Source organism: Bacillus sp. CH_70, from assembly GCF_038007045.1.
In the GTDB taxonomy this organism is placed as follows: Bacteria; Bacillota; Bacilli; order Bacillales; family Bacillaceae_G; genus Bacillus_A; species Bacillus_A cereus.
On sequence record NZ_JBBOWL010000001.1, the window covers coordinates 541,690 to 559,220 of the forward strand.

Consider the following 17,531-nt stretch of genomic DNA (forward strand, 5'->3'; position numbering starts at 1 on the left):
ATATGAGTTTTTGAGAAGACATTATCATGGCGATTTCATTTTGAAATATGCTTATGGTGATGTTTTTTTTAGAAGGATATAAATGGAAAAGGTGTGAATATATTAGTGAAGGAGGAGAGGTTATGTATGTCAGTTCTATTTTGAAAATTGAAGAGGTGGCAGCATTTATTGCGAATATGAATAAAGATGCTACTCACCATGTTGGCTATTGTGGAGATGAGAAAGAGGAGTTGTTACAGACAATTATTCATGATTTTTCAGATATAGGCTGGGAACAATCTTTTGTTGCTACTTATGAGAATAATAATTTAATAGGTTTATTAGGATTTGATGTGGATGAAGTAAAGAAATGTGCAGAGATATGGGGGCCGTTTATTATCGCAGAGAATTGGGAAGAAGTTGCTTTACATATGTGGAAGGAACTTATAGAAAAGGTGCCTTTTCATATTGAGAGATTTTATGGTTTTTATCATGTGGAAAATAATAATTGTGCCCGTTTAATGAGGAATTTACATGCAAAAGAACAAGGTCGACATAGTATTCTCGTTTTAAATAATATTGTGGAGCACCGTATTATATGTAATGTAGAAGAGGCTTTACCACAAGTGTTTGAGCAGTTTATCGCTTTACACAATCATGTGTTTTCTAATACGTATTATGACGGAAACGAAATTATTGAACGTTTAAGTAATACGAATAAATTATTTGTAAGTATGAAGAATGATAAGTTAGAAGGTTATGTATATGTGGAAGTAAATCCAGAGTTTCAAGAAGCGAATATCGAATTTATTGCAACCGCTGAAAATAGTAGAAGAAAAGGTGTCGGAGAGCGGTTATTACAAAAGGCAATTCAGTATATTATTTCCTTCCAAGGAATGAAGGAGATAGAATTATGTTTGAATACGAATAATGATCGTGCGATGAAATTGTACAAGAAAGTAGGATTTGAGGAGAAGGCATGTTTACAACACTATATAATAGAGTGAAAACCCATTCGTATGAAAATTATATTTCATACGAATGGGTTTTATTAATCTACTTTTCCCTCAGTTGTTACGGATTCAGAAGTAATTTGAGGTGCTAATCGTTACATAACCTTTTTTATTTTTTGAGATACTTCTTTTGTTTGCAAATTAACATCTTCTTTTCGCAGCTCCTTAAAGAGCGAAATGACCATAAGAACGACTACGATAGAAAATGGTAGTGCTGCGATGATAGCTGCGATTTGTAGTGCATTTAATCCTCCAGCTTGTAATAAAATAGCGGCAATTATCGCGATTGTTAATCCCCATATAAGTTTTAAACTATTTTTCGGTGATAGGCTTCCGTTACTCGTTTGCATGGAAACAACAAATGTTGCTGAATCAGCAGAAGTAACGAAAAATGTGGCTACTAAAATTAACCCGATAATCGTTAAAAATGTAGAGAATGGTAGATGTGAAATAATAGCAAATAATCCAATCTCTGTACCATTTTTTGCAATTTCATCAGCTATTCCAAGCGATTGGAACATTTCCATATGAATTGCGGTACCACCAAATACTGCAAACCAAAATGTACAGATAAGAGTTGGGACTAATACAACTCCAAAAATAAATTCTTTTATTGTACGCCCTTTAGAAATACGTGCGATAAATGTGCCGACGAATGGAGACCAAGAAATCCACCATCCCCAATAGAAAATAGTCCAATTTTCAATCCAAGAAGAAGATTTTTCATTAAATGCTCCTAAATTTAATCCCATACTAGGCAAAGCTCCAATATAAGAACCGAGTGTAGATGTGAAATATTTCATAATAAATACGGTTGGCCCTAAAAGTAAGAAAGAGATGAGTAAAATACCTGCAAGAGAGAAATTCAAGTTACTCAAATATTTAATCCCACGATCTAAGCCAGTTTGTGCACTTGTTAAATATAAAACAGCGAAGATAGCTATAAGTACGAGCTGGGTAAGTAAAGTGTTATGAATGGAAGGGAATAAATAGCTTAATCCTCCAGCAATTTGTTGAGCACCAATCCCAACAGATGGTACAATGCCAAACACTGTGGCTAAAACAGCTAAAATATCAACTGTTTTTCCGATACGGGAATTTTTCGATCGATTAAATAATGGAGTAACTGTAGCCCCGATAGTGCTACCTTTTTGTTTGCGGAATGTGAAATATGCAATTGTTAAAGCGACCATTGCGTATAGTGACCACGGAAAGAGTCCCCAGTGGAAAAATGAATATTGCATAGCGAGTTTGGCGCTTTCTTCTGTACCTGCTTTTCCTGTTAATGGATCTGTAAAATGTGAAATCGGTTCAGCGATTCCATAAAAGAGGAGTCCAATTCCCATTCCTGCTCCAAACAACATGGATAGCCAAGATGGATAATTATATTTTGGCTTTTCTCCATCTTTACCAAGACGAATAGAACCGTACTTAGAAAATGCTAAATAAGCAGCCAAAATAATCATTGTAGTCATAAGTAGAGAGTAAAACCACCCAAATTTATTGAGGATAAATGAGTTTAAAGAAGATGTAACACTTTGTAAATCGTAGCCTTGTATCCAACTTGCTGGGGTAATTCCCCATATAATGAATAATGTTGTTAGCAAGAAGGAGATATAAAATACGCTGTTTTCTTTTTTTATCATAGAATCCCACCCTTATTTAATAAAGTTAACAATTATAATAATCATAACAATTAAGTTTTTAATTGTCAAAAAATTCCCTTTTTATAACGTGAAAGGATGTAATTTGTTTTAGGGAGGTAAAGAGCAATGCGTTCACGATATGTACAAATTATAGGAAGAAATAATATGAAATATTGCATTTTATATTGTTACATCCAGATTTTATGTTAAATTCTTGAATGGAATATTAAAATAGGGGGCAAGGATATGAACAAGAAATCAAAGATCAATAAAGTGATGCTTAGCATTAGTACAATGGCTTTATCGTTAGGGGCACTTCAAACTCATGCAGCAGCGGAAGAAAAAGTACCGTATAACGTGTTGAAAACGAAACCGGTTGGAATTGAAAAGTCGGTAGAGGAAGTTGGACATATTTCAAAAGTTGATGAAACTTTATCATTTCAAGAACGTTTAAAAGTAGGAGATTTTTCACAGCGACCAGCATCTATTACGAAGAAAACTGCAGTAAAGCAAGTTAAAGAAAGCTATTCAATGGCTGATTTAAACAAAATGAATGATCAAGAATTAGTTGAAACGTTAGGCAGTATTAAGTGGCACCAAATTACAGACTTATTCCAGTTTAATGAAGATGCAAAGGCTTTTTATAAAGATAAAGGAAAAATGCAAGTCATTATAGATGAATTAGCTCATAGAGGTAGTACATTTACGAAAGATGATTCAAAAGGAATTCAAACGTTTACTGAAGTGTTGCGTTCAGCTTTTTATCTTGCATTTTATAATAGTGAATTAAGCGACTTAAATGAAAGAAGCTTCCAGGATAAATGTTTACCTGCTTTAAAAGCAATCGCAAAAAATCCAAACTTTAAGCTTGGTACAGTTGAACAAGATACAGTCGTATCTGCATACGGTAAATTAATTAGTAATGCTTCAAGCGATGTTGAAACGGTTCAATACGCATCGAATATTTTAAAGCAATACAATGATAATTATACTACTTATGTAAATGATCGAATGAAGGGACAAGCAATATACGATATTATGCAAGGTATTGACTATGATATACAGTCGTACTTAACTGAGGCTCGTAAAGAAGCGAATGAAACGATGTGGTATGGAAAAGTAGATGGGTTTATTAATGAAATAAATCGTATTGCTCTTCTAAATGAAGTAACGCCAGAAAATAAATGGCTCGTTAATAATGGCATTTATTTTGCTAGCCGTTTAGGGAAGTTTCATATCAATCCAAATAAAGGATTAGAGGTTGTTACACAAGCGATGCATATGTACCCGCGCTTAAGTGAACCGTATTTTGTTGCGGTAGAACAAATTACAACAAATTATAATGGTAAAGATTATAGCGGGAATACAGTAGATTTAGAGAAAATACGTAAAGAAGGAAAAGAGCAATACTTACCAAAAACGTATACATTCGACGATGGATCAATTGTGTTCAAAACAGGAGATAAAGTATCAGAAGAAAAAATTAAGAGACTATATTGGGCTGCGAAGGAAGTAAAGGCACAGTATCACCGTGTAATTGGAAATGACAAAGCGTTAGAGCCAGGAAATGCGGATGATGTATTAACGATCGTAATTTATAATAGTCCAGATGAATATCAGTTAAATAGACAATTGTATGGATATGAAACAAACAACGGTGGAATTTATATTGAAGAGACAGGTACATTCTTTACATATGAGCGTACACCAGAGCAAAGTATTTATAGTTTAGAAGAGTTATTCCGTCATGAATTTACTCATTACCTGCAAGGTAGATATGAAGTACCAGGTCTATTTGGAAGAGGAGATATGTATCAAAATGAAAGGTTAACTTGGTTCCAAGAAGGAAATGCAGAGTTTTTCGCAGGATCTACTCGTACGAATAACGTTGTACCAAGAAAGAGTATAATTAGCGGATTATCATCTGATCCTGCAAGCCGTTATACAGCAGAGCGTACACTATTTGCTAAATACGGTTCTTGGGATTTCTATAATTACTCGTTCGCATTGCAGTCTTACTTATATACGCATCAGTTTGAAACATTTGATAAAATTCAAGATTTGATTCGTGCGAATGACGTGAAAAATTATGATGCATATCGTGAAAATCTAAGTAAAGATCCTAAGTTAAATAAAGAGTATCAAGAGTATATGCAGCAGTTAATTGATAATCAAGATACATACACTGTACCAGAAGTAGCTGATGATTATTTAGCTGAACATGCAACAAAGTCATTAACAGCGGTGAAGAAAGAAATTAGTGATACGTTGCCTATGAAAGATACAAAAATGACAAAACATAATTCTCAATTCTTTAATACATTTACATTAGAAGGTACGTATACAGGAAGTGTCACAAAAGGTGAATCAGAAGATTGGAAAGCGATGAGTAAAAGAGTAAATGAATCTTTAGAACAATTGGCGCAAAAAGAATGGAGTGGCTACAAAACTGTTACAGCTTACTTCGTTAATTATCGTGTGAATAGTTCAAATGAATTTGAATATGATGTAGTCTTCCATGGAATTGCGAAAGATGATGGAGAAAATAAAGCTCCAACAGTTAATATAAATGGCCCTTATAATGGGCTTGTAAAAGAGGGAATTCAATTTAAAAGTGATGGTTCAAACGATGAAGATGGAAAAATTGTTTCTTATTTATGGGAATTTGGAGATGGAAGCACAAGTGCAGAAGTGAATCCAGTACATGTATATGAAAAAGAAGGTTCTTATAAAGTATCGTTAAGAGTAAAAGACGATAAAGGAAAAGAGAGCAGAAGCGAAACAACTGTTACGATTAAAGATGGAAGTTTAACAGAATCAGAACCAAATAATCGTCCAGAGGAAGCAAATCGTATCGAGCTAAATAGTACTATAAAAGGTAGTCTTATTGGCGGGGACCACACTGATGTTTATACATTTAATGTAGCATCAGCGAAAGATATCGACATTTCTGTTTTAAATGAGTATGGAATTGGGATGACGTGGGTACTTCACCATGAATCAGATATGCAAAATTATGCGGCTTACGGTCAAGCTAATGGGAATCATATAGAAGCAAAATTTAATGCAAAACCAGGTAAGTATTACTTGTATGTATATAAATATGATAATGGCGATGGAACATACGAATTGTCAGTAAAATAAGTGCTTTTCCAATGTATGTTTAACTTTACTTTTTGTGGAAAATAGTATATTATATAGATATATAATATATCGGTTATTTTCTAGGAGGAGCCTGTCACAATAGGTTTCTCCTGTTCTTTTTTAGAGGCCTGTCTTACAGGCTTTTATTTAAAAGGTAAATGACTGAAAATTAAGAACAATAATCTTTGAAAGAGGTGGGGCATACACATAACAAAAAAGGGATTGTTTAAGAGAGGGGGATAAGAAATGGCTTTGTTTGGTTATCCACTTGAAACAATTTATTTATATGGATTTATTATTGCTACTATACTCACTGTTATTTATATCTTTTTTGGAGATATATTTGAATCGATATTTAGTTTTGGGGGCGGATCTGTATCCGTTGTTACTTTATTACTTAGTTTTTTCGCCATGTTATGTGGGCTTAGTTATATAGGAGAGTACTTATTCTCCTTTAATAGTATTACTATTTTCGGGGCTGCATTTGCTATATCTTTTATCGGTGTTTTCATCATGAAAATACTAATTTTAAAACCGATTGCAGAAGCAGAACAAAATACGATGCAACGTATGGATGAATTTATCGGTTGCAAAGGAGAAGTCATTACGACAATTCCTACAGAAGGATTTGGTGAAGTATTAATTTCATCCCAATTTGGAAGTAATGCAATCCCAGCTAAAACTGTTGGAAAAAAAGATATTTCGCAAGGAACAGAGGTTATTATCGAGGGAGTCCAAGATGGTGTTTTACTTGTACAAAACATCGCTTATTCTTTAAAGAAACCAAAATTATAAGGGGGAATTTACATGACGATTCCATTAATTATCGGTGGAGTTTTACTCGCAATTTTAATTCTACTCATTTTAGTATTTATTACGAAGTATCGTACGGTTGGTCCGGATGAAGCGTTAATTGTTACAGGGAACTGGCTTGGTGGAGGAAAGAATGTAGTTACCACTGATGATGGAAAGAAGATTAAGATTATTCGCGGGGGCGGTACTTTCGTAGTTCCAATTATGCAGAGAGCAGAGCCTTTAAGCTTATTAAACTATAAATTAGAAGTTGGTACACGTGATACGTATACGAAACAAGGTGTACCGATCACAGTAAACGGTGTTTCTATTATTAAAGTGGGATCAACAATTGAAGAAGTTTCCACAGCAGCTGAACAATATTTAGGAAAAGAAACAGAAGAGTTAAAAATAGAAGCAAAAGAAGTTTTAGAAGGGCATCTCCGTGCTATCTTATCTTCTATGACAGTAGAAGATGCGTATAGTAATAGAGAGCAATTTGCTCAAAAGGTACATGAAGTAGCTTCTACAGATTTAAAGAAGATGGGACTTCGCATTGTTTCTTTCACAATTAAAGAAATAATGGATAAAAACGGATACTTAGATGCGCTTGGTCAGCCCCAAATTGCGACAGTTAAGCGTGATGCAACAATTGCGAATGCAGAGCGTGAAAAAGAAGCACGTATTGAAAAAGCCCGTGCTGAAAAAGAGGCAAAAGAAGCAGAATATCAACGTGATGCACAAATCGCTGAAGCTGAAAAACATAAAGAATTAAAAGTACAGTCTTATAAGAGAGAACAAGAACAAGCGCGTGCAGATGCGGATCTTTCTTACGAATTACAACAAGCGAAAGCACAACAAGGTGTTACAGAAGAGCAAATGCGCGTTAAAATCATTGAGCGTGAAAAGCAAATTGAGTTAGAAGAAAAAGAAATTGCGCGTCGTGAAAAGCAATATGATGCAGAAGTTAAGAAAAAAGCCGATGCAGATCGCTATGCTGTTGAGCAATCAGCGGAAGCAGAAAAAGTAAAACAAATTAAAAAAGCCGATGCGGATCAATATAAGATTGAAGCAGAAGCGAGAGCACGTGCAGAAGAAGTACGTGTAGAAGGTTTAGCGAAGGCGGAAATTGAAAAAGCACAAGGTCAAGCGAAAGCGGAAGTACAAAAAGCGCAAGGAACAGCAGAGGCAGATGTTATTAGATTAAAAGGTTTAGCAGAAGCAGAAGCGAAACAAAAAATCGCAGAAGCATTTGAATTATATGGTCAAGCGGCAATTATGGATATGGTTCTTAAAATGCTTCCAAGTTATGCGAAGGAACTTGCAAGTCCGCTTAGTAATATTGATAAAATCACAGTTGTCGATACAGGCGGCGGTGGTAAAAATAGCGGGGCCGGAAAAGTTGCGGGTTATGCGACTGATTTAATGGCAACGATGCAAGAAACGTTAAAAGCTTCTTCTGGCATTGACTTAAAAGAGCTATTAGAAGGATTTGCAGGAAAAGGAGCGGTACAACAATTATCAAGCGATAAACCTGTTGTATCTGTAGTAGAAGATGAGAAAAAAGAAGTAGATAAAGAATAGTAAGGTGGAAAGAACCTCTAGTAAGTGAAATACTAGAGGTTCTCCTATGAATTATAATATTTCGAATAATATACATTTTTATACATTGTTTTAATTATTTAATTTATATAGAATGAAAAAGATATGTATCAATTCTTTAGATGTATAAAAAGATAGAGAGTCTCATTGATACATTTAAATCGTATTATTTTTATAGAAAGATTAAATGTTAATTAATTACATTTAAAACGGTATGGAGGGGTAGAAGTATGTTTCAAGGGAAATTAAGGAGTAGTAGTTTAAAAACAAAGTTACTTGTATCATTTATTATTATTTTAATTCTTCCAAGTATTGTAATTGGTTGGACGTCTTATCAACAGGCGAAGACGAATTTTAATGAAACAATTTTAAACTCGGCGAAAGATAATATAAAAATTTTGGATAATGTAATTAATAAGGAATTGGATAGTAAAAAAATAGATGCAACTTATTTTACGAAATTATTTACACAATCAAGTTACCAAGCAGATCAAATTCAAAACATACAAAATAAACTAGAAGAATACAATAAACTGCATCCAGAAATGGAAGCAATCTATACAGGATCTAGTAATGGACAGTTCATTCAATCACCAGCTATTCAGATGCCAGATGGATATAATCCTACAGAAAGAGATTGGTATAAAGAGGCAGTGAAGAAAAGCGGAGAAGTAATTGTAACTGCTCCATATAAGTCAAAAACGACAGGAAATATTGTTATTACACTAGCAAAACAAAACGAGGATAAAAGTGGAGTTCTTGGGATTGACTTAATCATTAATGATATCGTTACTACTTCCAAGATGGTTAATATCGGTAAGGAAGGATATGTAGCGATATTTGATCAAGATAAAAATGTAGTAGCGCACCCGAAAATGAAGCCAGGAGAGAAATTAGAAGAGAAACTTAGTAAAGAATTGTATAAACAGGAAGCTGGGGATTTTCATTATTCATTAGATGGTGAAGATCGCAATATCACTTTTAAAACGAATAAGAAAACTGGATGGAAAATAGCAGGAATTATGCCTTCCAAAGAAATTATCGAAGCGGCTGAACCTATTTTCTATAAAACAATAACTGTTCTTGGAATTTCACTAATAATCGGTGGGATTGTAATTTACTTCATAATTGCGTCTATTATTAAACCGTTAAAACAACTTGTCATATCATCGAAGAAGATTAGTGAAGGTGATTTAACAGAATCAATTACAGTTCATTCTAAAGATGAAATTGGACAGCTAGGAGAAAGTTTTAACGAGATGGCTGCATCGTTACAAAGTGTCATTTCCAATATAAACACTTCAGCAAGTCATGTAGCGGCATCTTCAGAAGAATTAACAGCTAGTATGAAGCAGACAAGCGAAGCAACGGAACAAATTACACAGGCTATAGAGCAAGTATCAAGTGGTGCAGAAATACAAACGAAAGAAGTTGAAGAAGGAGCAACATTGTTAGAAGAAGTTACAGAAGGAATTCAGCGTGTTGCAGATAGTTCTTCATTAGTATCTACAGCCTCTATGTATACGAAGAAAAAAGCTGAAAATGGTGGGAAGTTAGTTGAACAAACTGTGAATCAAATGCAATTAATTCATGAGTCTGTTTCACAATCAGACAAAATCATTGGTTTGTTAGACGATAAGTCGAAACAAATTGGAGCAATCCTTGAAGTAATTCAACATATTGCAGAACAGACAAATTTATTAGCGTTAAATGCGGCAATTGAGGCTGCGAGAGCTGGAGAACAAGGAAGAGGATTTGCAATTGTAGCAGATGAAGTGCGAAAGCTAGCAGAACAATCAGGACAGTCTTCTACGGAAATTGGGAAACTAGTGAAAGAGATTCAATTTGATATAAAAGAAACAGTAAGCTCTATGAATCAAGTTGGAGCAGAAGTACAATCAGGACTTGTAGTTGCAAATGAAACGAAGCAAAGCTTTGTCGAAATATTGAAGTCTACAAATGATACAGTTGTACAAATTGATAGCATGGTAGATGTAGCAAAACAAATGACGGTAGATGCAAAACAAGTAAGTGCATCTATTAATGAAATTGCAGCTACGATTGAAGAAAATGCCGCAAGTGTTCAAAATATTGCTGGTTCCTCTGAGGAACAATTAGCTTCAGTAGATGAAATAAATGCAGCAGCAGTCCATTTATCACAAATGGCAGAAGAATTACAAGAGATGATTGGTAAGTTTAAAATATAATAATAAACTGTTAAGAAACGAAGTAGTACTTATGCTTCGTTTCTTTTTTTATGAAGATAAAAAAGAAAGAAATATATAGTAACCGTGTTATGATAATAAAAAACTGTATTTTCTTTAAATTCTATCTTTAATCATGTTAGGGGAATGGTTTTGAAATTTAAAAAATTAAAACTCCAACCGAGAATTACATTAACTATTAGTACACTTATTTTAGTTGTACTTATGCTAACGAGTTATTTATTTTATTACATATTATCTGAAACGGTAGAAGAGCAAATTGGTAAACGGGCTTTGCATGTTGCGAAAACAGTTGCCGCGATACCAGAAATTCAGGAAGCTTTTCAAAAAGAAAATCCAGCTTCTATTATTCAGCCAATCGCAGAAAAAATTCGAATTGATACAGAGGCTGACTTTATTGTAGTTGGAAACAAAGAGGGGATTCGTTATGCGCATCCTGAGCGAGATAAAATAGGAGAAAAAATGGTTGGCGGAGATAATAGAGGCGTTTTATTAGAAGGGAAATCTTATGTTTCTAAAGCTAATGGATCATTAGGCCCTTCGTTGCGTGGGAAAGTCCCAGTCCGTAACCAGGAAAATGAAATTATTGGTGTGGTGTCTGTTGGGTTTTCAATGGCTGATATTCATGGAGCGGTAGAAGTGTATGGAAAGCGTGTATTTTGGATTACAATAATAGGTCTTTTAATTGGGATAATCGGCTCTATATATTTAGCGGCAAGTATAAAAAGAATGATGTTCGGGATGGAACCAGAAGAAATTTCATCTTTATATGAAGAGCATAGTACAGTGATTCAATCTGTACGTGAAGGGATTATTGTAATCGATAAAAATGGCATGATTAGTTTAGTCAATCAAGCAGCTTATGATATTCTTTCGCTAGATAAGCAACAAAATATTATTGGGGAATTTATTTTAAATGTAATTCCTAATTCAACGATACTAGATGTACTTCAAACTGGTGAAGAACAGTTTGATCGTCAATTAAATATAAAAGGACAGGCTGTTATTGCGAACCGTCTACCTATTAAAGTAAAGAATAAAGTAACTGGCGTTGTATCGAGCTTACGTTTGAAATCTGAAATGGATCAGTTAACAGCAGAATTATCTCAGACGAAGCAATATACAGAGGCATTACGAGCGCAAACGCACGAATATAACAATTTATTGTATACGCTTTCAGGTCTTATCCAATTAGAATCATACGAAGATGCTTTAGAGCTTATTCATAAGGAAACAGCGGTATATCAAGATTTTGTTCAATTTATTATGAAGCGGATTCAAAATCCATGGCTAGGTGGAATTTTAATTGGATTTTATAATAGAGCACGAGAGTTGAAGATTGATTTTATGCTAGATAGAGAAAGTGGTTTAGACAAATTAAGTCCACATATTGAGAGTAATTATGTCGTTTCTATTTTAGGAAATTTAATTACGAATGCATTTGAAGCAATTGAAAAAAATGAAGAGAATGATAAGAAAGTAAGGATGTTTGTAACTGATATTGGAGAAGAAATATTAATTGAAGTGGAAGATTCAGGGCAAGGGATTCATGATGAAATAATTACTAGCGTATTCTATAAAGGCTTTTCGACGAAAGAAGGAGGAGAGCGAGGATATGGATTAGCAAAAGTGAAAGAGTTAGTAGAAGATTTAAATGGAAGTATTGCAATCGAAAAAGGGGATTTAGGTGGTGCGTTATTTATTATTGCACTACCGAAAGAGAGAGGCGAATAGTAATGGGTGAGGAGATTGAAGTATTAATTGTAGAAGATGATATTCGGATTGCAGACATTCATCGTCGTTTTACTGAAAAAATTGAGGGATTTAAAGTAATTGGAACGGCAACGACTGGAGAACAAGCGAAAGAATGGCTAGAGCTTGTGAAGCCACAGCTTGTTTTATTAGATGTGTACTTACCTGATATGCAAGGAACGGAACTTGTCACATATATTAGGCATCATTTGCACGATACAGATATTATTATGATTACAGCGGCATCGGAAACAGATGTAGTAAGGCACGCGCTGCGAGGTGGAGTAACAGATTATATCGTAAAGCCACTAATGTTTGACCGATTTAAAGCAAGTCTGGAAGGCTATCAAAAAAAGATTATACAGTTAAAGAAAAACAATCAATTATCTACGGAGCAAATTGAATATTTATGGTCTCAAAGAGGCGTGAAGGGAGATCAAATAGAATATGCCCCGAAAGGGATAGATCCTTATACTTTAGCGAAAGTAAAAAAGCATATGTTAACAGTTAATGAAGAAGGGATTACAGCAGAAATGTTAAGCTCAATGATTGGAGTAAGCCGATCAACGGCAAGGCGCTATTTAGAGTATTTGATATCTAGGAAGAAAGTCCACGCAGAGCTAATATATGGAAGTGTTGGGAGACCGGAGAGACGTTATTTTCTTGTTTCTTCATAATAAAAAACAGTAGAGGATTTTATTTCTTCTACTGTTTTTTTGCATCTTATATTGGAATAATCCCAATCACAATTCCGGTAATTAACATAACCATTGTCGTTCCAACGGCCCACAATAAAGTGAAGCGTTGATGTTCACCGAAATCAACTTTGGCCATTCCGACCAATAAATAAGTGGAAGCGACAAGAGGACTTAATAAGTGAACGGGTTGCCCAAGTAAGGAAGCACGTCCCATTTCAGCTGCACTAATTCCGTAAGTAGCAGCAGCTTTCGTCAAAATAGGTAATACCCCGAAGTAAAATGCATCATTAGACATGAAAAATGTGAATGGCATACTGAGAAGTGCTGTAATAATTGGTAGTTGTGGTCCAAGTGCATCTGGTATAAGAGTTACTACACTGTTAGCCATTGCATCTACCATTTTTGTTCCAGATAAAATACCAGTGAAAATACCGGCAGCAAATACGAGAGAAACAACTGCTAATACATTCCCTGCATGAGAAGCAATACGTTCTTTCTGTTGCTCTAAGTTTGGATAGTTAATCATAACAGCAATAGCAAAAGCGACTGTAAATAAAACAGGTAACGGCATAACTTCTAGTATGAGACAAACAAGTAATGCAGCGGTTAATAAAAAGTTAATCCATAGAAGTTTAGGGCGTTTATGCGCTGCAGCTTCAACAGTTGCAGCTTGCTCATCCATTGTTTGCATTTGTTTTAAATACTGTACATCCATAATTCCTAAACGTTTTCTTTCTTTTTTTCCAAGATAGTAGGCAACGAAAACAACCCAAATTGCACCAGCAATCATTCCCGGAATAAGAGGTGTAAATAATTCGGAAGCCTCAAGTCCAAGTGCGCTCATAACACGAGCTGTGGGTCCACCCCAAGGTGTAAGATTTGTTACCCCCGCCCCTAACATAACAACTCCAGCTAATATGAGGGGGTTCATTCCAAGGCGCTTATATAGTGGATACATTGCGGAAACTGTAATCATGTATGTTGTTGTACCATCACCATCTAGAGAAACGATAATAGTCAATATAGCCGTTCCGACAACGATTTTTAAAGGATCTCCTTTTACAAATTTTAAAATCTTACTAATGACAGGATCAAATAAACCGCTATCAATCATAATCCCAAAATATAAAATAGCGAACATAAGCATAATACCAGTAGGTGCTAACTTTTGAATCCCCTCTAACATCATAGGCCCCATATTGGCATAGAATCCGCCAATTACTGCAAAAACACTCGGAATTAATATTAAGGCTACTAGTGCTGACATACGTTTCGTCATAATTAAAAACATAAAGACAAATACCATCGCAAATCCAAGTAGTGCTAACATGTAATTTCCCCCTCAAAAGAATGATTGCGCTTTCAAAATAGAATAAAAATTCAGAAAAAGGTTTTTTATTTATAATAAAAGCATCTATTCAAATGGTAAATAATTTGAAAAATAACATCATTAGAAGCATAATTTTTATTTTGTTCATTTTGTTCACGGTAGTTAATTTGAATTTTTAAAAAGTAAGCCACTCCTCGTAAGAATGGTAGAATAAGATGAAAATAGTGAAGTGTGAAATAGGGAGTAGATGTTATATGAAAACGAGAATAGAAGAGATTTATAGCTCTTATGAAGGAAAAGTAGAGGAGATTTTTATTAATGAATCTTCTTACGTATATGAATGGGAAAAATTACTGATGATCCGAAAAAATGACGGTGAGCTAAAAAAAATTGCAGTCGGGATTAGTGGAAATATAAGATTGGTAAATGTAGAAGTTGGACAGGAAATTAGTGCGGATACATTATTAGTTAAATTAGAAGATGATTTATTAATTACAGGTTGTGAGTGATGAGAGATGTGTAGAAATAACTACACATCTTTTTTTGTTTCCTATATTACAAAAAGCACATTGTTTTTTCACAAATCTCACACAACCTTTTGGTATTCTTTTCGTGGAGTATACGGTTTCTAGGGAGGAATATTGATGAAAGTAAAATATGTCGTACTTGCTATATGTTTATGTTTCGTATTTACAGTAGTCGGGTGTGGGAAAAAGGAAACAGCAGCTGTTGCCATTGATGAGAAACATGATAAATGTGATATTTGCCAAATTGGGGTAACAGATAATCAATTTGCAACAGAAATTATTTTAGAAAATGGAAAAGCGTTAAAGTTTGATGATATCGGTTGTATGTATAAATGGATGGAGATCAACTCAGATGAAAAGACGAAAGAGAAATTTGTCCGAGATTATGATTCGAAAGATTGGATTTCGTTAGAAGACGCTACTTACGTATATGATAAAACAATAACGACACCGATGGCTTATAATGTCATTTCATTTAAAAATAAAAAAGATGCAGAGAGCTTTGTATCTAACTATAAGGGGAAAGTTCTTTCGTATAAAGAGCTAGCAGAGCATAAATGGGAAATGAATAAAGAGATGATGGGGAAACCGAAAGCAGGAAATCATGGTGGACATCATTAATAGAAAAAGACAACTATGTAGTTGTCTTTTTCTATTATTACTCAGGTGCAAATATAGAAAAGGTGTAAAATTTTTAGCAGAACGGTTACAATGGAATATAGTAACCTAAAGCAATCATTTATGTACTTTTTAGAAATGTATACAAATGCGGTAAAAACGTGCTAAACTAATTGCTTCATAATGTTAATGATGGGGCCATCAGGCGTATCATTTCAATAGGTTGAGAAACATAGTATAAGCTTAAGATAATCCGATTAAAGAAGGAATCTAAAGGGCTTATGGATAAATGTACTCAAGAAGAGTTATTGTATGTGATGGAGGAATGGTTAAGAAAACATTATCTTTCATAGGAGCTGTAGTTGTGAGAAAACAAAAAATTTTATTATGTATTTTATTAGGACTTTTAATGACGGTAGTGGCTTGCGATAAGCAAGAAGAACCAGAATCGAAACCGGTTCATGTGAAAAATGAAAAGAAAAAAGAGAAGCATAAAGAACAGGAAGAATCTAAAGAAGAGAAAAGTATAAATTTAATGGACAAACAGTTGTTACTTTCAGCTACTCTTGGAGACACAGAGACAGCTATGAAGTTGATTCAGGATGGAGCGAATATAAACGTAGAAGGTGACAACGGAGAAACGCCTGTCCTTGCAGCGACGTACCAAAATCATGTAGAGACAGTTAAAGCATTAATTGGTGCAGGTGCTAATATTGAAATTAAAGATGAGAAAAAAAGTAATCCACTTCTTTATGCAAGTAGAGAAGGATATACGGATATTGTAAAAGTATTAATTAATGCAGGAGTTAATACGAAAGAAACGACTAGGTCAGGTGGGACAGCACTTATTTCTGCATCTGAACGTGGCCATGTAGAGGTTGTTAAAGAATTATTAGAGCATACAGATATTGATGTGAATTATAAAAATGAACGTGGTGGAACAGCGCTATTAGAAGCAATTGTATTAGGAAATGGTAGTGAAAACCATAAGAAAGTAATTCAATTGCTTATTGATCACGGTGCAGATGTAAACATGGCTAACAAGGAACATCTGACGCCACTGCAATACGCTGAAAAAAGAGGTTTTAAAGATATTGTAAATATGTTGAGGTTAGCTGGAGCGAATGAAGTAGTACAGCCACAACAACCAGTAGAGTAAAAAACGAAAAATAATCCCATTTGGATAGACAGAATGAAGAAATCAGTTAGTATGATGGATTCAGTAATGTGTATTTAAATGGGATTTTTATTTTGAACATGAAAAATAGATTATGAATGGATGGTAAATGGAGTAAATAAGGAGGATAAAAATGAGGCTCTCAAAACTTGATTTAATAGTAATTCAGGCAGAGGTTTTATTTGTTCATAATCAAGTAGGAAAAATGAAATATGTAAATGAACAAGGAAATCCGAAAGCACCACGTTTTTTTCTTGGCAGAACTCGTGAAGGGAGTATAACGAGATATCATTGTAATGTGGATGATGAAACGGTAAGTAAGATTGAGAAGTTAATTCGAGAACCTTCAAAGCATATAGAGATAGCAAAGATTATTAATATATTAAATGAAGAAAGAACAGTGGAAAATATTTGGATGGGTCCTGCTTTCATGTTTCATAGTAATTTACATAAGCCGACTAGAACAATACAAATAACTGAGAAGAATAGAGAGCTTTTGCGAGAAAATTTTCCTAATCTAATAGAACAGATGGAATGGAGGAAACCTTATTTTGCAATTGTAAAAAATGAAAAGGTAGTTTCTGTTTGTTGCAGTGCCAGAAGTACGCCCGTAGCTGCTGAGGCAAGTGTGGAAACTTTAGCGGAATTTCAAGGGAATGGATATGGTACTGATGTTGTTACAGCCTGGGCCTTATCAATACAAGAGGAAAAGCGCATTCCACTTTATAGTACTGCTTGGGATAACTTTGCTTCGCAAGCAGTGGCAAGCAAACTAAAACTTATTAACTATGGAATGAATTTACATATTTATTGAATTTTAAGTATTGTTTCGTTCTATTTGTTTGTATTTAAATATATAGATTAATGTAAATGGTGATATGGTGAATATTAACATTCGGTTAACACCTAATTAACAATCTATCAAAACTGACTTAATAAATGCGTAATATAGTAAAGGTAACAAAATAACTAGGGTAGAGAACATTTGAGAACACCCACTTACATATAATGTGCCACTTTCTTAGGTG

The 17,531-nt window shown here is 34.3% G+C and carries 13 protein-coding genes and 1 pseudogene; 12 read left to right on the plus strand and 2 right to left on the minus strand.

Translation table 11 applies throughout. The annotated features are described in order from the left end of the window. Positions 1-122: 122 nt before the first annotated feature. Complete coding sequence (locus tag N2V79_RS02795; RefSeq protein ID WP_000289531.1) at positions 123-986, plus strand: GNAT family N-acetyltransferase; 864 nt, start codon at positions 123-125, stop codon at positions 984-986. A gap of 101 nt (positions 987-1,087) precedes the next feature. Here N2V79_RS02795 and opuD read toward each other — a convergent pair whose 3' ends face one another. Further along, positions 1,088-2,638 carry a glycine betaine transporter OpuD gene (gene opuD / locus N2V79_RS02800; RefSeq protein WP_069354927.1) on the minus strand — a complete coding sequence of 517 codons (1,551 nt, stop codon included), beginning with the start codon at positions 2,636-2,638 and terminating at the stop codon, positions 1,088-1,090. A gap of 246 nt (positions 2,639-2,884) precedes the next feature. Between opuD and colA the strand changes: the two genes are divergently transcribed. The 7 genes and pseudogenes from colA to N2V79_RS02830 all read left to right on the plus strand — a co-directional run bounded on the left by colA (position 2,885) and on the right by N2V79_RS02830 (position 12,830). After that, positions 2,885-5,782: a collagenase ColA gene (colA, locus tag N2V79_RS02805; protein ID WP_340719550.1), complete on the plus strand. Its 2,898-nt coding sequence runs from the start codon at positions 2,885-2,887 to the stop codon at positions 5,780-5,782. Positions 5,783-6,028: 246 nt separating this feature from the next. Beyond that, a complete protein-coding gene (locus N2V79_RS02810) occupies positions 6,029-6,577 on the plus strand; it encodes an NfeD family protein (RefSeq protein WP_001173146.1) in 549 nt (182 codons plus the stop codon). 12 nt (positions 6,578-6,589) lie between these two features. Next, positions 6,590-8,158, plus strand: a complete 1,569-nt coding sequence (locus N2V79_RS02815) for a flotillin family protein (RefSeq protein ID WP_000154998.1) — start codon at positions 6,590-6,592, stop codon at positions 8,156-8,158. Between the two features lie 248 nt (positions 8,159-8,406). Then, positions 8,407-9,441: pseudogene (locus N2V79_RS29175) on the plus strand (HAMP domain-containing protein); the annotation flags it as partial. A gap of 81 nt (positions 9,442-9,522) precedes the next feature. After that, the gene (locus N2V79_RS29180) at positions 9,523-10,383 is read left to right on the plus strand and encodes a methyl-accepting chemotaxis protein (RefSeq protein WP_369812832.1); all 861 of its coding nucleotides are present in this window, start codon (positions 9,523-9,525) and stop codon (positions 10,381-10,383) included. A gap of 144 nt (positions 10,384-10,527) precedes the next feature. Continuing rightward, positions 10,528-12,135, plus strand: coding sequence for an ATP-binding protein (locus tag N2V79_RS02825; protein ID WP_084745953.1), 1,608 nt, complete (start codon positions 10,528-10,530; stop codon positions 12,133-12,135). 2 nt (positions 12,136-12,137) lie between these two features. Beyond that, positions 12,138-12,830, plus strand: a complete 693-nt coding sequence (locus N2V79_RS02830) for a response regulator (protein ID WP_053565294.1) — start codon at positions 12,138-12,140, stop codon at positions 12,828-12,830. 46 nt (positions 12,831-12,876) lie between these two features. Here N2V79_RS02830 and N2V79_RS02835 read toward each other — a convergent pair whose 3' ends face one another. Then, a complete protein-coding gene (locus tag N2V79_RS02835) occupies positions 12,877-14,181 on the minus strand; it encodes a CitMHS family transporter (RefSeq protein WP_053565293.1) in 1,305 nt (434 codons plus the stop codon). Between the two features lie 254 nt (positions 14,182-14,435). Between N2V79_RS02835 and N2V79_RS02840 the strand changes: the two genes are divergently transcribed. From N2V79_RS02840 to N2V79_RS02855, 4 genes are all read left to right on the plus strand, one after another. Further along, on the plus strand, positions 14,436-14,690 hold the full coding sequence (locus N2V79_RS02840; protein ID WP_000857376.1) for a hypothetical protein: 255 nt from the start codon (positions 14,436-14,438) through the stop codon (positions 14,688-14,690). A 135-nt stretch (positions 14,691-14,825) separates the two neighbouring features. Further along, a complete protein-coding gene (locus tag N2V79_RS02845; RefSeq protein WP_000865665.1) occupies positions 14,826-15,329 on the plus strand; it encodes a nitrous oxide reductase accessory protein NosL in 504 nt (167 codons plus the stop codon). Positions 15,330-15,615: 286 nt separating this feature from the next. Further along, entirely contained in the window at positions 15,616-16,485 is an 870-nt protein-coding gene (locus tag N2V79_RS02850) for an ankyrin repeat domain-containing protein (RefSeq protein WP_000287335.1), read from the plus strand. 151 nt (positions 16,486-16,636) lie between these two features. After that, on the plus strand, positions 16,637-17,317 hold the full coding sequence (locus N2V79_RS02855) for a GNAT family N-acetyltransferase (protein ID WP_161114613.1): 681 nt from the start codon (positions 16,637-16,639) through the stop codon (positions 17,315-17,317). The last annotated feature ends 214 nt before the right edge of the window (positions 17,318-17,531 follow it).

Excerpts from the sequence above, each read along its gene's own strand:
- N2V79_RS02835 (WP_053565293.1), bottom strand. The coding sequence starts at position 14,181 with ATGTTAGCACTACTTGGATTTGCGATGGTATTTGTCTTTATGTTTTTA.
- N2V79_RS02825 (WP_084745953.1), top strand. The coding sequence starts at position 10,528 with ATGGTTTTGAAATTTAAAAAATTAAAACTCCAACCGAGAATTACATTA.
- N2V79_RS02830 (WP_053565294.1), top strand. The coding sequence starts at position 12,138 with ATGGGTGAGGAGATTGAAGTATTAATTGTAGAAGATGATATTCGGATT.
- colA (WP_340719550.1), top strand. The coding sequence starts at position 2,885 with ATGAACAAGAAATCAAAGATCAATAAAGTGATGCTTAGCATTAGTACA.
- opuD (WP_069354927.1), bottom strand. The coding sequence starts at position 2,638 with ATGATAAAAAAAGAAAACAGCGTATTTTATATCTCCTTCTTGCTAACA.
- N2V79_RS02840 (WP_000857376.1), top strand. The coding sequence starts at position 14,436 with ATGAAAACGAGAATAGAAGAGATTTATAGCTCTTATGAAGGAAAAGTA.
- N2V79_RS02810 (WP_001173146.1), top strand. The coding sequence starts at position 6,029 with ATGGCTTTGTTTGGTTATCCACTTGAAACAATTTATTTATATGGATTT.
- N2V79_RS02795 (WP_000289531.1), top strand. The coding sequence starts at position 123 with ATGTATGTCAGTTCTATTTTGAAAATTGAAGAGGTGGCAGCATTTATT.
- N2V79_RS02855 (WP_161114613.1), top strand. The coding sequence starts at position 16,637 with ATGAGGCTCTCAAAACTTGATTTAATAGTAATTCAGGCAGAGGTTTTA.
- N2V79_RS02815 (WP_000154998.1), top strand. The coding sequence starts at position 6,590 with ATGACGATTCCATTAATTATCGGTGGAGTTTTACTCGCAATTTTAATT.
- N2V79_RS02845 (WP_000865665.1), top strand. The coding sequence starts at position 14,826 with ATGAAAGTAAAATATGTCGTACTTGCTATATGTTTATGTTTCGTATTT.
- N2V79_RS29180 (WP_369812832.1), top strand. The coding sequence starts at position 9,523 with ATGAAGCAGACAAGCGAAGCAACGGAACAAATTACACAGGCTATAGAG.
- N2V79_RS02850 (WP_000287335.1), top strand. The coding sequence starts at position 15,616 with ATGTACTCAAGAAGAGTTATTGTATGTGATGGAGGAATGGTTAAGAAA.